Origin of the sequence: Thauera mechernichensis, assembly GCF_029588855.1 — a bacterium.
Classification (GTDB): domain Bacteria; phylum Pseudomonadota; class Gammaproteobacteria; order Burkholderiales; family Rhodocyclaceae; genus Thauera; species Thauera mechernichensis.
Genome location: NZ_JARQZE010000004.1, coordinates 172,776 through 192,983, shown reverse-complemented (window position 1 = coordinate 192,983; position 20,208 = coordinate 172,776). Strand labels below are relative to the sequence as shown.

Below are 20,208 nucleotides of genomic sequence, written 5' to 3'. Positions count from 1 at the left end.
GGCACCGATGTCCCCCGCACTGGCGCGATAGCCTTCGGCAAAACCACGCAGCGTGAAGGGCGCCAGCACGGTGCCAAGCTCGCTGCGCTGCACGGTAGCCACGGCCCCGGGCAGGAGTTGCGCGGCCTGGGCAAACACGTTGCTGGGCGGATAGGCGCGCACTTCGCTGGGAAGCGGCAGCTCGGGAGTCTGGTTCAGCGACTCCAGCACGCCCAGGCTGTTGAGCACGGCCTGGCGCGCGCCGTCGTCGGGGAGGACGGCATTGATGACCGATGCGGCCTCGCGATTGCCTGCGCGGTCGGTGGCGACGGCAAGGAACTCGTACTGCTTGCCGCGTTCGCCGGTGAAGATCGCCTGAGTCTGCTCGGGGGCCAGCTGACGCTGCCAGATACGGAAATCGCCTCCGTTCTCGGCCACGTACAAGGTCACCGAACGCACGCCGCTGGCGTCATCGCGCGCCTCCCAGTGCAATTCGTAGGTGGGCTCGCCCTGCAGGTTGTCGCCCAACGCAGTCACTGCCAGCGCAGTGCGCGGTGCGCCGGCATCCACGCTCACCGCGTGGCTTGCACTGTCGAGCGCCGGCATCTCGTCGATCAGCACGCGAGCCGCAGCAACGATCACGCGGCCGGTCTCAACCCCACCTGCGGTGCGCACGGTGTAGCTGACGAAGCCCTTTCCGGACTCGCCGCCAACCGCCTCGAGCAGGCCACGCGTGGCATTGCGCAGGACCTCGCCGGTGTTCGGGTCGATGGCCTGCAGCAACCAGGTGGCGATGCCGGTCTCGGCGTCCACACCGGCCGATACCCGCAGGATGAAGCCCTTGCTGCCGCTGAAGTCGAAGTCGCCCTGGAAGTTGGCGCGCTCGCCCGGAATGCGCACGTTGAGGTCGCCGACCTTGATGTCGCCGAGCCGTACCGAGCGCGGATCAAGCGCGGCATCGAGCTGGGTAACGATCCGCACCTCGCCAGCAGGCGTCACGCTGGGGTTGCTGAAGGCAACGGTGTAAGGCAAGGCCGTGGCAGCCGGTACGTAGCTGTTGCCATCGGCGCCAGGCAATGCCTGCGGACCGCGCACCTGCACCGCTTCGGTCGCCTCGCTGGCGCCCATCTGCACCAGATAGCGCGCCAGATCGAGCGGCTGCCCGGGCACAGGCTGGAAATCCTCGTCGAGCACGCCGATGTGGCGCAGATACTCGAGTTCGCTGCGGCCGCCGACAAAGATGTCGAAATTCAGGAAATGCGTGCGGCCACCCTCGCCTACGCCGTGGGCGGCAGGGTCGGCCTTGGCGGGCACCGGACTCAGGACGTAATCGCCCTTCTCCGTATAGCGGACCTCGATGTACTCGATCGCCGCCCTGCGCGCCTCGGGATCGCCCGCATGCCTGGCCGTATCACCGTACCAGGCCTGCACCTGGCTGAAGAAGGACACCAGATCGGCCTGCGTGCGATAGGTCTCGCCGCCCTTGCCGAGCAGGATGCCGCTGGCGAGCGTGGCATTGAGGCTCAACACCTCGATGCGCTCGCGGATCGGCGGCGCCTCATCCACCGGGCGCAACAGACCAGCGGCCTCGAGTGCCGCCAGCCAGCCGTTGACCCACTGCCCCTCGTCGGCCGCGAGGGTCTGCAGCGCCAACGGCGCGTTCTCGTCGGCGATGATCGCACTGCGCAAGGCCAACGCGCGGGCGGTCTGGTCAAAGATGAACTCGTCGCGGGTGATGGCAGTGGCGCTGGCCACCACATTGAACCGGAACGGCATCGCCAGCCATTCCAGGTCGGTGAGATGAATCTCGGGATCTTCGGAGACGAACTTCGCCGACAGCCCGGCAGAGATCCTGTTCAAGCCCGAGATGCCCTCGTCCAGCAAGCCGGCTTCACGCCACTCGGGACGCAGCGCATAGAGCGCGTCGCGCAGGGCCTCGAAGTCGTAGTCCATCCAGGCCTTGAGGCCAGGATAGGTCTGGATGTTGAAGCTCATGCCGGCAAAGCCGCCGGCAGGCAGATCAAAGGCATAGCCCGGGGCGAGGTTGAAGCCCTGCAGGTTCTGCGTGCCGTCGAGGTAAGCCCAGGGAATATCCTGGCGCGGCGTACCATCGGTCGGCGTAGCCCCGTAGCGCTGCGTGTTACCGGCGGCGTCGGTCGTGCGGCCATCGGGCTGGCCCCCGACGTTGCTGCCGAAGACGATGAAGGGCAGGTTGAGCCCCTCGAGCAAATACTCGTTGTAGCCCATCTCCGGCGCACCGAAGTCGAAGCGTACATAAGGCGTGTCGAGGTTCGTCAGGCTTTGCAGCGCCACGCTGTAGAGCCCTCTGTCACCGGGCTCGAGCGAGCGGTCGCCGCCGACACCAATGGTCACCTCGACCTCTATGGCGCGCTCGACGAGGTAGCGCTGCGCCTCCACGACGCGCTGGCCGTCGGGGTTGATGACCACCACATCGTATAAGCCGAAGGGGAAGTCGCGGGTGTCGAAAATGGCACGGATGTGCGTGGAGTCGAGCACCTGCCAGCGCACCGGTTCGGCCTCATGCACGCCGGGGCGCGAGAGCTTGACCAGCGCACCGGGCTTGAACTGCGCACCATGGATGTCGAGCGTGACCCAGCGATGCTCGTCATTGCCGACCCCGCCATGATCAGGCGTGACGCGGGTGATCGACAGCGGCATCAGATCGGCGCGCAGCGTGACCGGCTGAGTGCCGGACATCGAGCGCACCAGGATGTAGTAATCGCCCGCGACGGTGCCGGCGATGAGCACCTCCTGATCGGCCGCCATGGGGTTGCTGTAGGCGGCGTCGAATGCGTAGCTGGTCGGTACGTCGCCATGACGTACGAAGACCTGGTTGTTGCCACGCTCGTTGAGCGCATCGAGCGTGACCCGCAGCGTCTGCCCGGCAGGCACGGTGACCTTGTACAGGCGATCCGCAGCCTGGCGCAGCGTCTCGTCGATGGCATTGCCGAGCACGAGCGTGGGCACCGCAACCTGCAAGGTGCCGCCAGACGCCATGCGGTTGTTGGCCTCGCCGGGGGGTAGGACCAGCCCTTCTGCGGTGTAGCGGATCTCGCCTTCGAAGACCTCGTTGTAGATGTCCGGACGCACGATGATGCGCCAGTTGCCATCCTTGAGCGGCGGCAGGCTGGCGACCAGGCTGGCGCTGTAGCTACCGTTGGCAGCAAGTCCGCCATGGTGGGCGACCCTGCCGATGAGGATGTCGCCGAGGTCCCATTCGTTGTCGAGCGACAGGTAGAGCGCATCGGTCCAGCGCCCGTAGGCCGGGTTGATGGACTCGTTGCTGACCGTGTACTCGATGCGGATCTGCTGGCCGACCTCGGCCGTTGCCGGCATCACCACGTTGGTGACCACCAGATCGGCAGGCGGCGGGGTCTCGATCAGCAGTGGCTGCGCGGCAGCCGTGGCGTTGTTGTAATCCAGACCGAACTCGTTGACCCCGCCATACGCCGACCCGCTTCCGGGGCGCACCGGATCGGTGACCACGAACACGTAATAGGGGCCTTCGAGGCTGGCTGGCGCGGTCAGTGTCAGCGTGCGCTCGTAGCCGTTGCCTGCAGCCAGGCCGCCGCTGTATTGGGCAAAGCCGAGGTAATGGTCCTTGCCAAGATCGAGGAAGCGGTCGCGGGACAGATAGACCATGTCCACCCACGACGACTGGTGATCGGGCGTATTGCCGCCGAGGTTGTCCACCCGGTAGCTCACCGTGATCTCCTGGCCGGCATACACGCGTTCCGGTGCCGTCACGACGCTGACCTGAAGGTCCGGCGGTTGAACCTGGTTGATGCGCAGGGCGAGCGAAGCGCTGTTGTTGCCCTCGTGCTGGAACTCCAGCACACGACCGGCGGGTCGATCCCTGTCGAGCTGCACACCGACCAGGCCATCACGAATGTCGCTGGGCGTGCGGCCGTCAGCCAGGAAAGCCGTATCGGCGTATACGATCAGGTGGTAGTCGCCCCCGATGGACTCGGGCAGGCGGAAAGTCGCCGTCGCGGTATAGGACTCACCAGGCTTCAGGTAGGCCGGCAGGCCGTCCTCGCGCAGGGAGATCGGATGCACCTTTGCCATGCGGGCGAACAAGGACTGCGTACCGGTGCCGTCCGGCAGCGGGTGGTCGCGCACATCGAGCGAGGCGTCATGGGACAGGTAGATGCCGTCGAACCAATCGCTGACCCGGGTCGCGCGTTCGCCCTGGTTGGTGACCGTCCAGGTCACCGTGAGCATGTCGCCCGAGTTCGGCAACGGGTTGGACACCACCACATTGCTGATCTGGAGATCCGGTTCGCGATAGGTGATGTCGAGTTCGGCACGACCGAAGTTGTTGTCGTTGCGCGCCCCCTCGAACACGGTACCGGCCCGATCCACGCCGCGGTAGTGGCGCAACGCGCCCTCGTTGCCGCCGCCGCCGATCATCTCGGAGCGAGCACGCTGGGCGAGGTCACGCCCGTCGGAAACCTCGGTGTAGCCGCTGTCGGTGACCACGTAGATGTAGTACGGGCCATCGGTACCGGCCGGCAGGGTGAAACTGCCCGACACGGTGTAGCTCTCGCCCGCCCCCAGGCCGCCGAGGTTGGCGCGCGTGACGGCGCCAAGCAGGGTCGCCCGTTCGCGGATATAGGTCGGATCGGGGCTGATGTACACGGCATCGACCCAACTGCGGGTGCCTTCCCATACCGCGGCGCCAAAGTTGGTCACCGTCCAGCTGATGGTTGTCTGTTCGCCCGAGAAGTTGTGGGGCTGGGTGACGATGTCGGTGACGCGCAGGTCGGCGGGGGCGCTCACGACGTCTGACAGTGCAGTGCCGCGGTTATTGCCCTCGTTGAGCTCGGCAACGCGGTTGTAGTGATCGGTGACCACGAACAGGTATTGCCCGGTGACCGAAGGCGCGAGCTCGACGGTCTGGGTGACGGTGTAGCTGTCGCCATGCGCCAGCTCCCTGCTCTGCGCAAGCAGGCCCAGTTCCCACACGCGGGTGGCCTTGGACAGGTCGGGGTCGTTCGCCAGCACGATGCGGTCGTGCCAGCTACCCGAGAACACATCGCCGCGGTTCTCCACCGTGTAGCTGAAGGTGTAGTGCGAGCCGGCAACGGCCGCCTCCGGCGCATTGACCGTGGCAACCACCAGATCCGGCGGGGTGATGCCGATGATGCTGATCGGGCGGGCCTTGTAGTTGTTGTTGTCGACCTGAGAGGGGTCGTCCGGGTTGATGTTGATGGCCAGGGTGTCTTCGAGGATCACGTTGTAGGTGTCGGTCCACACCGTGATGTAGTACTGGCCCGAGGCCAGATTGGCCGGCACGCGGACCTGAGCGGTGCCGAGATAGTCCTCGCCCGGCTGGAGGTGGCCAATGTGGGTGAAGGACCCCAGCAGGATGTCGCCCTTGTTTGCGCCCGGGCGGCGCGGATCCTTGGCCAGCCACACCGTGTCCGTCCACCGCTCCAGCGCCGCGCTCTCACCCCGGGTCGTGGCCACGCCCAGGTTGGAAACCTTGTAGCGGACCTCGATCTGGCTGCCATGAACGGCCTGATCGGGTGCGACCACATTGCTCGTCACCAGATCGCCGAAGGGCACCGGGTCAATATAGAGCTGTGCCGCACGGCGGTTGTTGTGTTCGTTGGGGTACTCGTCGACATTGTTGTTGCCGTCGGCGACGACGATCAGGAAAGCGTCGCCACGGAAGCGGATGGGAATGTTCACCATGCCGCTTTCAAACACATAGGACTCGCCGGGCGCCAGCGCGGACACGCTGCTGAACTGCCCGACCAGCACGTCGTCGGCGCTGAGCGTGCCATCGAGTGACAGGAATACCTTGTCGGTCCACTGCCCCGAGGTACTCACCGACCCCATGTTGGTAATGGTGTAGCGAATGCCCGCAGCGGTGCCTGAGGTCACGCTCTCCGGAACCTCCACCGCGGACACCCGCAGGTCCGGGCGATCAAGCAGGCTGACCTGGGTCATGCCGGCGGAGACGAGTTCGTTGTTGCTCCGCGCCGGGCCGTGCTCATAGACCTGCATCCCGTTGCCGCCGAGATGGGTGTTGGTGACCACCTTGATGCGATACAGGCCCTCGATCTTGCCTGGCAGGCGGACCTGCTCGGTACGCGTGTAGCGGATACCGGACTCGAGACCGCGATCGTAGGTGAAGTTGCCCAACAGCACGGCGTTACCCGTGCCGCTGGCCGGAACCAGCCACACGGCGTCGACCCAGTTGCCACCGGCAGTGGCGAGGCCCTGGTTGAGCACCGTCCATGACAGCTCGAGCAAGCTGCCTTCCTGCGCGGTCGGCGCCGCGCTCACGGCCTCGACGACCAGGTCAGGCGTATCGGACAGCAGAACCGGCACCGCCACCGAGGTCGCGCGGTTGTTGTCGGCGTAGATGAACTCGTAGGGCACGACGCCAGAGCTCCCGGCCACGCGCACGTTGAAGTAGTACTCGCCTTCCAGCCCTTGGGGCAGCAGCACGTCCACGCTGCGGGTGTAGCGCTCACCCGGGGCCAGATGGCCGAGATGACTGGCCGCGCTGAAGGTCTGCACCACTCCGCTGCCGTCCGCATTGCGGCTGAGCCAGATCGTGTCGGACCACTGCGCGACGCTGGTCAGGCCGATGCCCTGGTTGACCACCTCCCAACTCACACGCACGCCCTGGCCGCTGGCGGCAGCCCCCTCGACGCTGACCGACTCGACACGCAGGTCGGCGTATGGAATGGGCATGATGTCCACGTCGTGCGTGACACGTCCCACGTTGTTGGCTTCGCGCCCGTTCTCGAAGACGGTGTTGCGCGCATCGGTGACGACGTAGATCTTGTAGCGCGCAGAGGTCGCGGGCGGCAGCACAAAGCGCTCGCTACGGGTGTACTCGGCACCGGCGGCAAGCGCGCCATCGCGTACGAACTCGCCCAGGACGATATCGTCGGCATTGCCGAGCACATCGTCGCGGGACAGGATGACGCGATCCACCCAACTGTCGGTCACGCCGGCTCCGGTCCCCTGGTTGCTGACCGTCCAGCTCACGTCGAGGCGTGCGGGGTCCTGGATGATGCGTTCGGGCGCACTGACCGTGGTCACCACCAGGTCGGCGTAAGGAGCCAAGGTCACATCCATTGCCTGAGTGGCACGATTGTCGGCACGGTTGCGATCGTCGATGGCGTGCAGCACGTCGCTCACTACCACGATCTCGTACTCTCCATCGAGGCCGAGGGGCAGCGCGATCGCCAGGCTGGCCGTGTACTGTTCGCCGCTGGCCAGCGCACCTGGGCGTTGTACCTCGCCGTACTTGGTCAGCACGCCGTCACGCGCCAGATAGACGGCATCGACCCAACCTCCGGTCGCGATGGCGCCATTGTTAACGACCGTCCAGCTCACGGTCACGGTGGAGCCGGACTGCACCAGTGCCGGGCCTTCGACACCGAGCAGGCGCAGATCGGGCCTTGCGACCTGGAGTGCGGCAGCCGAACGCAGCTCGTTGTTGCCTTCGCCATCGCGCTCGTAGACCGTGTTCTCGGTGTCGGTGCGCACTACCCAGCGGCATTCCCCCTCGGCGAAGTTCGCCGGCAGGGTGAAGCTCACCTGGCGCTCCGCACTCTGTCCTGCCGCCAGCGGCTCACTGACGAGCACGGTAGCCACCTGGTACAGACCGGCGGCGCCGCGGTCGATGTAGATGCGGTCGCGCCAGGCGGTGTTCGCATCCGCGCCACCTACGTTGCTTACGGTATAGCGCAGCGTTGCGGCGTCACCGGGGCGCAGCACCGCCGGCCCTTCGACCGCAGACACCGTGAGATCGGGCACGGCCGCGAGTTGCACCGAGATCTTCCCGGTACTTGCGAGGGTGTTGTTCGCGCGCCGCCCCTCCTCGTTCACCGATTGGTTGACATCGGTCACGACGATGACGTGGTACTCGCCGTTGAGGTCGCGCGGCAGGGTGATCTCGGCGCGTCCGACATAGCTTTCGCCAGGCGCGAGCAGCCCCGCATGGGTCACCGCACCCGCCAGTACGATGTCGTCGCTGCCACCCAGTACCGCATCCAGCGACAGCACCACACGATCGTTCCATAGTGCCAGGTTGGTGGTGGCATTGCCGTCATTGCGCACCTCCCAGGTCACGAGGACGGTCTCGCCGCTGAGCGCATGCTCCGGCACCTGAAGCGCAATGAGGTTGAGGTCGCTATATGGCGAGGCCAGGTTGATGGCCTGCGCCGCACTGACGTTGTCTGCGCGCGTGTCGGGCTCGAGCACCTCGGCACCGGCATCGGCACGCACGGCCAGGTAGTAACGCCCCTCCCCGCGCATCGGCAGCCGCACCAATGCAGTCTGGGTATAGTGTTCTCCAGGTTGCAGAGTGCCGCTGAAGCGCAGGCTGCCCACCACCACGTCATCGCTGTCACCGATGGTGGCGTTGTTGCTGAACACCACGCGATCGGTCCACTCCCCTTCCGCCGGCGCCTCGCCACGGTTGCTGACCGTCCAGCTCACCAACACGTACTCGCCGCCAACCCCACTGACGGGCACGCTGACGCTGTCAACGCGCAAGTCGGCGTAAGGCACGGCGACTGAGGTGGTCACCACCTGGGCGCTGTTGTTGAGCTCGGCGTCGTTGCTCAGGTTGGTCTCGTACAGCACGCCTAGGCCGGCGCTGTTCTGGTCGGTGGTAACGGTGATGCGGATCTGGCCGACGGACGCCAGGCCGGGGGGCAGGCGGAAGGTGAGCGCACGCTCACGCATCTGGCCCGCTTCGACCAGTCCGAGTTGCGCGCCATCGACGACCCTGAGCGGGTCGTAATACAGGCTGGTATCGACCAACACCTGGTTGGTGGCTACATTGCGCACCACGATGCGGTCGTGGAAACCCGTGGCTGCGGCACTCGCGCCGAGGTTCCAGTCCTCCCAGGCAATGCTCACCTCGCCACCCGACTGCACGGCGCCGGACAACACGCGCAGGTTGCGCACCTGCATGTCGGGCCCGACCATGCGCACGAGTTGTGCGCTGTTGTTGGTCTCGCCGGTACCGGATGCGTTGGCTTCGACAATCTCCTCAGCGCTGTCGGCGACGACACGGATGACGAACTCGCCCGCCGCCGCAAAGCCTGCAGGCCAGGTGAACTGCGCGGCGCGCAGGCGCGACTGCCCCGCTTCGAGCGCTCCCGCAGTCAAGTCGTCACGGATGGCGACGACGGCGACGAGCTCGTTGGTGCTGCGGTTGCGCACCTCCACGCGCTCGCTCCAGGCAGCGTCCACGGCCTTGTTGCCAGCATTGGTGGTCGTCCAGCTGACATCGACGGTCTGGCCCGGCTGGAAGGCGCTGTCGGGGCTCAGGCGCAGGGCTTCGACCCGAAGGTCGGCGTAAGCGGCCAGCGCCACCTGAACCGTCGTCGACAAGGCGTTGTTGCTCTCGCCGTTGCCGGAGGCATTGCCCTCGCGGATGCGGTTGTCGGCGTCGGTCATCACCGTGAAGCTCAAGCGCCCGGCAGCCGACGCCCCCTCCGGCAGCACCACCACAGCGCTGCGCTGACGACTCTCTCCGGCGCCGAGGTCGCCCTCGAGCGTGCTCGCGTAAGGTACGGTAAGGCTGGCCACGAGCGCGCCGGTATCGAGGTTGCGTACCACGATACGGTCGTTCCAGTGCGTGTCGGTCGCCAGCACGCCCCGGTTCTCCACCGTCCAGCGCACCTCCACCGCCTGACCGGTGTACAGGTCCGTGGCGGGCGCGAGCACGACCTCGTTCACAGTGAGGTCGGGCGCTGGGCGCACCACCAGCGTATCGAGGACCTGGGGCGGGTGAACGGGCACCGGCACGACGTTGAAGCTCACCCGTGCGGCACTGGCGGCGCTGTTGTAGCCCTGAAGCACCAGCGTGTAGGTGCCATTTGACGCAAGGGCCGCAGGCTCCCGGTCATAGCCTTCGGGCGTGTAACCGGACCATCCGCTCCACCAGTACCCCATTTCGGCGGCGCCGAACACCACGGCACCTTGCGGATCGTAGAGAGCCCAGACCGGAAAGGTCTTTCCCTGTGCTTCCGCAGCAACAAGCAAGGACTGCACGACGTCGAAGTAGTAGCGCTCGCCTTGCTGAGCGTCGAAGGTGTACAGCACCGCCCCGTTGCGGGGGCTCAGTTCGACACTGAGCGGCGCTCCCGGGGTAATCGGCGTCGCGCCTGCACGATCGAGCACGCGCATCGCAAAGCTGCGATCGATCGCGGTCGCGTTGCTCAGCGTAAGGGTGTACGTGCCGCGCTCGAGCACACGCACCGTATCGAGGCTGTCGCCCGCCAGGGCGCTATCGAAAACCTGTCCCCCTGGCCCCTGAAGACGCCAGCGCACCTGGGCGTCGGCCCCCAGGCTGTCGAACATCAGCAGGCTGGCCTGGTCGAGATCGAGCCTGTAGCTGATGCTCTGGTAGGCCGCCAGGCTTCCGTCAACAAGCTCGTTGAGCGCAAGCGCGCCCTGCGCGACCGCGCGGTTGACGACAAAGGGAAAGGACTGGTCGGCGAAAGCCGTCGCAGCGCCCTCGATCACCAGCCAGTAGTCGCCATCGGCAGGCAGGCGCACCCCCGCCGTAGAGCTGCCAAGTGCCGTGGAGAACAGTTGCTGACCGGTCGAATCGACCAGGTACCAACGCCCGGAGGCACTGCCCTGGCTGACAAAGCCGAGCTCCTCGCCAAGCGCTCCGCTGACACGGTAGATCCGCGAGGCATTACCCGGCACGAGCGCTGCATTCGTTGGCACACCGAGCTCGAGGGCTTCGGCCGCGGCAGCGTCCAGGATCCTGAACTGGTAGCTTCCCGTGTAGCTGGAGGTCGAACTGTGGAAACGCAGGCTGTACTCACCCGCATCGAGGAACTGCAGACGATCACGGTTGCCGGACAGGTACGGGCGGTCGGAGAAGACCTGACCGTTCGCGCCGGTGAGCGTCCAGTACAGGTAGCTGTCGGCCGTGCCGCCGGAACTGCCCTTGAAGGCGTCGAAGAGATGCCAGCCCGGCTCGCTGACCACCATACGGTAAGACACGCCGGTCGTCGAAGCGCTGCCCTCACGAGTCTCGCCAACGGCAATCTCGTTGCGCGACACGGTGAAGGCATAGTCGATCGCTTGCGCAGCGTCGGCGCCCAGCCGATCGATGAGCAGGTAATAGCGCCCGCTGCCGTGGTTCAGGCTGAGTCCGTCGCCGTCGAACGCCACGTCGCCGCTTGCAACCTGAGCCAGGGACGGGCCGAGCAGACGCCAGCCGAGCGTCCCGGCTTCGGCGCCACTTGCAAGGAAGCGGAAGCCGTCCATGTGGATACTGGTGAAGCTATACACCGCCAGCGTCTGGCCACTGCCGAGCACGCCCTCTACCGCGGTGTTGGCCGGCACGGGCTGCGCCGTTGCACGCAGGTCGGCAAGCCTGAATCTGAGTGCCTCGCCCGCCAGCGGCAATGCATCGGCAGCAACAACCAGGGTGTGAGTGCCAAGCGCGCCGAGGCTGAGCGCCTGGACGAGCCCGTCATAGGTTCGCCCGCTCGAACGGACACTCAGAGCGCCATCGAATAGATACCAGCTCGCCGGAAACCCATCGAGCACTTCGAACAGCATCGCGCTGTTGAAGGCGCCATCGAAACGATAGGCAAGGGCGCGCGTATCTGCGCTGAAGGGCACATCGACGGCCTGCCCGGCAGGCAACTGCACTGCCGCCGCAAGCAGGTCGCTGATACGGAAACGGTAAGCGGCATCGCGTTCCTCGGCGGTCGAGCCATAGGCGCTGAGCTGCAGCGTGTAACGGCCCGGCGCGCCGACCGTGAGCAGAGCGCCCTGGCCGGTACCCGCGTAGCCGCTGTTGACCCAGCCGCCATTGGCGCTGCGCAGTACCCACTCGCCCTCGAAACCTTCGAGCAGGTCGAGCCAGAGAAGCCCACCCTCGGCAACATCGAAGACGTAGCTGCGCGTGCCCAGGCCCCCCAGCGTATGCGCGTGCGTTTCACCCAACGCGATCTGCGCAATCGCCGGTGGGGTGAGCAGATCGACATCGAGTTCGAGTGTAACCAGCCCGGGCGCGCCATCGTCATAGCGCTCGATGACCCAATACACGACGCCGGACTCGTCGATCTGCAGGCTGGCAGCCCCCCCGTCAAAGATCGAATCGAGCCAGTACAAGGTCTCGCCAAGCGCGTTGACCACTCGACTCTGCCCTTGGGCACCCGCCGAACCCACCCATGCAAGGTTGAGTACCTGCCCCTCCGCGACCTCGACGCGCACGAACACTGTATCGCCCGCGCCCAGATCGACGCTGGACGCACCGGACGGATCGACGGCAACGGCCGCCTGCGCGACATCGACGAGGCGGAAATATGCGGTGCTGCCCGGCGCGGCCGCGCTCGTCACGACGAGCGAATAGTGTCCCGCGGCCAGACTGAGAAGACCATTGTTGCTGGGCACGGCCTGGCCGAGTTCATCGAAGAGCGTCCAGCCATCAAGCAGCCCACCATTCGCTTCCATCTGGAAGAGACCGGCCTCCGCGAGATCGAATTGATACGTTACGCGGCCATCCATCGGCACCGTCAGGTCGACCCGTGTATTCACACCGGGCAACGCCAACACCGTGGGCGCCACCAGCAAGGGCGTGAAGGCAAGCGTCACCGGATCCTCACCGGGGCGGTTACCGGTATCCAACACGAGGAAATAGGTGCCAGCCTGCGGAAGCGTCAACACCTCGTGACCATCCCACCAGGCGTCTTCGTGCAGAAGCGCCCCTTGAGCGTCGAACAGACGGAGCATTGCCCGCTCCGTGAAGGACCAATCAGCAAGCAAAAGCGACTTCGTACCGTCGACATCCATGCGCCACACGGCCGACGTCCCGGTGAGCATCTCGACGCTGTTCACCACGTCGGGGCTCAACGACGCTGACTGCTCAAGCCCGCCGATGCGAAGGGAGAACTCGCCCGACTGGCGCAGATCGCCATAGGCGTCGTGCTGCTTGTACACGCTCAGCCGGTAACTGCCTGCCTCCAACGCCAGTACAGGGTCACCCTGCTCATACCAGACCCCGAAGTAACCTCCAGCACTGACAGAGACGTCTCCAAGCCAGAAGCCATCCGATACGATTTGCCCGTCACGAGAGAGCGACCACCAGACCTGCTCCGCCGTCATGAATGAGGCATCGAGCATGTACACGCCAGGTTCGCTCAAGACGAAATCAAGATGCTCGACGTTGGTCTCGTCCACCACGACACCGACGAGTTCGTCGAGCGCAATCGTACGAACGCGTTCGGTCTGCACGCGCGACTCGAATCGCGGCGCCTCGGTCTCTTGCGTATCGAAGTAGCTGACGCCAACGAGATAGTCGCCGCTCACCTCGGCACGATAGGCGACGAACTCCTGCACCCCCGCCGGCACCCAGGCAGCCCAGCCACCCTGGGGTGAGCGAATCTGCCATTCGGCAGCACCGGGCGAGCGGAAGTACACCGTCTGTCCGGCTTCGAGCGCCATCAGGTACGGGCCGTACCCTTCGAGCACCTGCCCGAGTTCGGCACGAGCGAACTGAGCCTCACGCTCGAGCCTGAACGAGACTCGTGCGCTCTCATCGCCATACCAGCCAGGATTCGAAAACACCAGCGCATAGTCACCTGCATCCAGCCAGACCGCCTCTGCAGCACTGTTCGAGGACGAGAGGCCACCGGAATACAGGCCCCACTCCAGGTCGCGTAGCTCCCACGACAGGTAGGCCCCTGCTTCGAAGGTCCCACCCAGCGTCACCCAACCCGCCTCGGCAAGGGTGAAGCGGTACGCCGCGCTCTGCCAACGGGGCAACTCGACGACGATGGGGGCATCGCCAGGAAGGATCTCCGGTCCTTCCGGACGGTTGTCGCGAGGGGCAGCCAATGAAACGAAGAGTTCGTAGTCGAGGGCCTCCGTGTTCGTCAGGTAGCCATCGAGCAGCAGGAAGTAGGACCCAGCCTCCACGAGACGAAGATCGGCAAGACCCGAACCGACTCCCGCCCCATTCGCGAGCTGTCCGCCATTGGACGAAAGCAGACGCCAACGCAGGTTCCCTGCAGAAAGACTGTTCAGGTTGACCGAAAGGCGTTCGCCGGCAGCCACGTCGAGGCGATACGCGACCGCACCCGCCCCGGGGTCCAGGGTGCCGCTGAGGGTTCCCTGCCCGTTCTCCAGGACCACGGGCGCGGCCGAGAACGGCGCCACACGGAAGGCGTACGCCAACTCGGTGGATGCCGAACTGCGGAATACGCTGAGGCGATAGTCACCGCCAGCCAGCTCGAATCGGCGCTGCGTCCAGCTCGTCGACTCATCGAACGTGCCGTTTGCCACCCATCCGCCCTGGCTGTCGGTCAGACGCCACTGCAGGGACGTCTGACCGGCGAGCGCATCAAACAACACGGCGGTCGGCGCCTCGAGCGAAAACGCGTAGTCGTGCTGGAACTGCGCAGGGGCGAAGGTAGGCGTCTGCACCGCCCCCATGCTCAATGGCGCTGCGGCCAGGGGCGTCATCGCAACACTGTAGGGCAGCGGCTGCGCGGACTCACCGTTGCGCGTGACCACCAGCAGATAACGCCCCCCTTGTCCCAGTTGCGGCGTCTGCGTGCTTTCGCCACCCTGTCCGTCGGCCAGCCACGACCACCCGGACCACGAGGACTGAAACAGCGTCCACGTCAGCTCGGCCGGCTCGGCCGCGCTGAGCGAAATGATGCGGCGCAACTCGCGCACGTCGTCGATCAAGTATGCCTGCGCACTGCGTCCGGCCGAAAACACCGCCTCCAGCGGCGTTGTGCCCAGCGACACGCCCCCCCTCGTATCGAGCAGTTCGAAGCGATAGGCCCCCGCGGACGCCGCGTTCGTCGACAAGGTCAGCACGTAGTCGCCAGCAGCCACCGTCGGCGCCTGCGTACCGCTCAACCATCCCGTCCCACCACTGGTCTGCCCCGCCGGGACGAGGCGCCAGCGAATCGACTCGGCGCTGCCACCATCAGCGATGACCAGGCGACCCGGCGCATCCAGCGTCAAGCGGAACGAATGGAACTCATGCCCGCCCGCCAGCTCACCCGCGATCGTCTCGCCAAGCACTGCGGCGCCAACCGTCTCGGTGCGCCGATGAGCCTGCAGGCTGAACGCTGACGCCTGCTCGGGAGAGCCCGCCGACACCACCACCGTGTAGTGACCACTGCGCGCGGCAACAGGCAACTGCAGCGCAGCGCCACCGATTACGCTGTTGAGGATCTGGCTACCCTGCGCATTGAACACGGCCACACGACTTCCCGGCTGCGCGGACTGCGCGCCCAGATACCACGCTTCACCGGCCGCGACCGGAAGCATGAACACCGCCCCCGCCTGCCCCGCGGCGATCTCCGCAGCGACCACTTGCCCGGCGTCGAGGACGGTTGCCTCGGCAAGACTGGAGACGGCAAGCGCATATTGGCTGACACCCGACGGCCAGCCATGGACACGCAGGCTGTAGTCGCCCGCTGCAAGGCTGAGCACCCGAGCGCCCATTGACCCGCTGAACAAGCTGCCACCCTGGGCCTCGCTCAACACCCAGCTCAGCGACTGATCGCTGGTGCCCTGAAACACCAGGGTACTTGCCTGCTCCAGCGAGAAATGCCAGTAATCACTGGCTGCCGAACTACCGATCTGCCCGCGCTGGTCCATACCCAGCTCCAAGGCACGATGCGTATCGCGCAGCACCTGTACCGACACCCCCAGCGCGACGGCCTCCGTGTTGCCGACATGCGCGTGGGCAAGCAGATAGTGTCGCCCAGGGCTGTCAAGACGCAGGCTGAAACTGGTACCCGAGGCGACCGTGTATGCGGTGAGCTGATTGCCGTTGCCGTCAAGCACCATCACCCGAACGCTCTGTCCGGCCATGCCGGTGAGAGCGAACACGTGGTTGACGCCCGGAGACTCGTTATCGAAGGCCAGCACCTGAGTGCGCTGGTCGGCATCCACCGTGACGTTGGCGCGCAAAGGCAGGGCCGAGAGCTCGGCAACGGCAGCCATCGCACCGACGTCCCGAACACGCAGCGCGACATCGGCCGCTACAAGGGTGCGTGAGCTCACCTCCAGCACATAACTGCCGGCACGATCGAGCGCGAGCAACTCGCCATGAGCATTGAAGCTGCGCTGGCTTGCCACCACGCCACTCGGCCCGCGCAGGGTCCACACCAGGTCGGAACTATTGACGAGCGACTCCACCAGGACGCGTGCGGGCTCAGCCAGCTCAAAGGTGTAGCGCAGGGTTTGGGCTTCCACCAGACTAGCTTCGAGACGCGTATCGAACACCAGCGCCTGGGATGTCAGCACCTGCTGACGCATGGCAAAGCTGTAGCTCTGTGCCTGCCCGACAGGCGACTGGAAGCGCAGGAAGTACTCACCCGCGGCAAGGGTGATCTCACCCGAATCACCGTTGGCGTTGCCGCTTGCAAGCTGCACACCTGCGGCGCTGTAAAGACGCCAGGCCGTGGACGGATTGAGGGTGCCAAGTGCATCGAAACGCAACGTGGTCGCTTCGGCAAGCTGGATGCGATGCAGGGCCTGGCTTCGGGCCGCCGCATTGACAGTCAGGCTGAGCGGCGTATCCAAGGCCAGGGTCGGCGCCTCGGCAAGGGCGTGGAACACGACGTGATAATCACCCGTATTCTGGTTGCTGGCCTGGACCGTGAAGCGGTAATCCCCCGCCGGGAGCTCGAAGTAGCGCGGCGTCTCGCCGAACGCATTGGCGCTGGCCTCGCTTCCCCGTGGCCCGCTCAAGGCCCATTGCATGCCGCTGACACCAGACCATGCGTCAACCAGGACACGCGTCGGTGCGGTCAGCGTGAAGCCATGCTCGACGACCTGGCCGGCGCTGGCGATGCTGCCGCGTACGTCCTGACCGATGGCCAGTGCGGCGCCGACGGTGGTTCGCTCGATCAGGTTGAAACGGAAGTTGGCGTCCGATGTGGCCGTCGCCAGAGGCGCAACGACAAGCAGGTACTCCCCTGCCAAAGGCAACTCGATGTTGTAGCTCGAAGATGTGACGCCACTGGTCACAAACTTGCCGAACGGATCAAGCAGTTGCCACTGACCTCGCACGGTCGACGAGGTGCTGCCCTGGCCATGGAAGTAGTACCGCGCGCCGGCCTCGGCATCGAACCGATACAGGCGCGTCTCGCCCGCCGGCACGCTATCGTTGATCAATGCCCCAGGCACCAGCGTCTGTGCGGCATCGCGATCGAGCACGCGGAAGCTGTAATCCCTGGCGATATCAGTGGTGTTGCGCAACTCCAGCACATACGCACCAGGCGGCAGTGCAAAGGAGTTCGACGACTGGTCATCGGTAAAGCCACGCCAGCCGCTCACCGCCCCCAGCGGACCGACAAGTCGCCATTGCAGATTGCTCGCACCGCTGACGTTGGTCTGCAGCGCATCGAAGACAATCGTCGTCGGGTCGGTGACGGTGAAATCGTACCGCGCCACATCGTGCCGGCCCTGCAAGCTGCCAACGGCCAGGGCATTGAAGGCAAGCGCGGATGCCCTGACCTGCTGGACCGCAAGCGTCAGCGCAACGTTGCTCGTGCCAGTCGAGTAGTAATAGCCCTCGTTGATGAGGTAATAGGTCCCACTGCTTGCGACTGCAAAACTGGTTCCGGAGCTGGCAGTGGTCGAACTGCTGACCTGGCGTCCATAGCGATCGACAAGGCGCCAGATGCTGCCATGGCCGTGACTGTCGGTGGCGTTGAGCACGAGAACATCGCCCGCCATGGCCGACACCTTGAAGCCGACCGTAGCGCTCGCAGGATTGCGTACCACACTGGTCTGCTCGCCCAGCGTCAGCGCCGGCAACAGCCCCGCATCATGGAGCGCGAAGCTGTACGCCCCACTGCCGGAAAGGCTGGACCGACCGCCCTTGACGACCAGCGCGTACTCACCCGCTTCCAGCAAGCGCCCGGAATAGCGATAGTTGGCGTCCGAACTCCACAGATCCTCCTCGCTCACCTCGGTGCCGCGCGGCCCAATCAGCGACCACACGGCGCTACTCGTGCTGGTGGACTGCGTGTCCATAAACACCACCGTCGGTGCAGCGAGGGTGAAGCGATGGACGTGGGTCTGGCTCGCCGCCGTGAAGCTGCCCGCAAGCACGCTGCCCAACTGGTAGGCGCTGCCTTCGGGCAGCGGAGCCACGACAACCGGATCTCCGGCATTGAAACGGAAGCGATAGCTCAATTCGGCTGCATTATCGATACGCCCCTCGACCACCATGAAGTACTCGCCAGTCAATGGGAGCGTGACATGGGCACGATTCGTCGCAAGGTTGGCCGAGCCGGCAAGGTCGCGCCCATAGGCATCGACCAGGCGCCAACTGGCGTTGCCACCGCTGACTCCCAGGCTGGTAAAGGCCAGTCGGTCGCCGGCAGAGGCCAACAGGCGATACACCTGCGCACCATTGCCCGGCAGCAAAGACCCGCTGATCTCCTCACCAACCTCAAGCGCCACGGCGGCGGCTGCGAGATCGATCAGGCTGAAAGCGTAGGCCCCGGTCGCCGCACCCGAGCCATGAACGACGAGACGGTAACTGCCTGCAGGCAGCGCCAGCGCGCCAAGCGCCTGGGCTGCATCGCTGCGATCGAATCGACGCGCATCGACCTCGACACCACGAGGGCCATGCAAGGTCCACAACAGATCGGAGCGATTGGTGAGTGCGTCGAAGAACAGCCGCGCATCCGCAGCCAACTCGAACTCGTGCACGGTCTGCTGCCCGGCAACGAGAATCTCGCCGTCCACACGCACCCCGACCTCAAGCGCCGCCGAACGCGCGGGAACCCGGTTGATCGAGAAGGCGTAGCCAACGCTTGCACCCACCGTGTTGCTGTCGCTGCCCGCAAGGACCAAGGCGTACTGTCCGCTCTCGGCGACCTGGATTGCCCCCGCCGCAGTCATCAACGCACTGGCGCTGCCGACGATGCTGCCGTATGGGTCCAGCAACTGCCAGGACAGGCTGCCACCGCTGAGCGCCTGGCCGTGGACGAACACACGCTCGCCCGCAGCGAGCGTAAGCGTATGGACCACACTGCCGCGCGCATGGTCGAGCACGCCCTCATGACGCTGATCCAGCGCGAGCGCACTGCCACTGCGCACGTCGAGCAGTCTGAAAGGCATGGTGCCCGTTGCCGCGACATCGCGATCAACCGACAACACGTAGTCCCCGGCCACGAGCAACAGCGCACCGCGTCCACCCGCATACGAACTTGCAGCGGTGCTCGCCGCCGTGCGCGAAACCTTGAGCCCTTCAGGCCCCTGCAGACGCCAGTAGAAAGAGTCGTTGCTGAGGCGATCGAAGGCGACGTAGGTCGACTCGTTGAGCGTGAAGGTGAAGTGAGCCGTCTTGCCGGCATGGTCGATATCGGCGACGAGGGTCTCGCCAAGTTGCAGCAGCGCGGTGCTGTCCGTAACCGAACTCAGCGTGAAGGCGTAGTTCACCGGCGCCGTGTTGCTGATTCGCCCCTCGACCAGGAGCAGGTACTCGCCGGTACGCGCCAACGTGAACACGTCGCGGTTGCTGCCGGCATTGAAGACGCCGCCCTCGGGACGGCCGTAGGGGTCGATAAGGCGCCAGTTGGCCTGTCCACCCGAAAGGCTGGCAGCGCTGAAGAACAGCTTCTGGCCGGCCTCTCCGCTGAAACGGTAGACCGCGCTCTTGATGCCACTATCGAGCACCCCGCTCACCGGGGCGTCGATGGCCATGTCGGCTGCAGCATCGGCATCGATGATGCGAAGCTCATACTGGCCACGCGCATCGCCGTTACCGGTGACGGAGATGGTGTAGGTGCCAGCGGCGAGCTCGAAGGCTGGCGAAGCGGCGTTGTAGTCGGTGCTCGCAAAGCTGCGGTTGCTGAGCTGCCCTTCGGGCCCATCCAGGCGCCAGACCAGGTCGCTGCGATTGGTCAGGCTGTCGAACACGACGCGGCGTGTTTCCTCGAGCGTGAACTCGTAGGTTCTGACCTCGCCGGGCAGCTCGATCTCACCGCTGATCGACAAGGCGGCCGGATTGATGTCCCCGGACAGCAGGATGCGCGGCTCCATCGCCTCGAAACGGATTGCCGCGGCGTCGGCCGAAGCCGCTTGCGGCCGCCTCGCGTTGCTGCCGCCACGGCGTGCGGCTGAGAAGCCGCTGAGCATGGTCGCAAGCAAGGGCGAGAGAGCGAAGGCGTTCTTGCGATCGGGGCGGTCATTCACGACGACGGATTTGCGCAT

The 20,208-nt window shown here is 65.6% G+C and carries 1 protein-coding gene (cut by a window edge); it reads right to left on the bottom strand.

Features of this window, described 5'->3' with window-relative positions:
* Nucleotides 1-20,208: the 5' portion of a CARDB domain-containing protein gene (locus tag P7F68_RS07825; RefSeq protein ID WP_277832082.1), read on the bottom strand. Its footprint begins 15,660 nt before the window's first position; 20,208 of the gene's 35,868 nt are visible here — the first part of the coding sequence; its start codon is at nucleotides 20,206-20,208; its stop codon lies beyond the left edge, outside the window.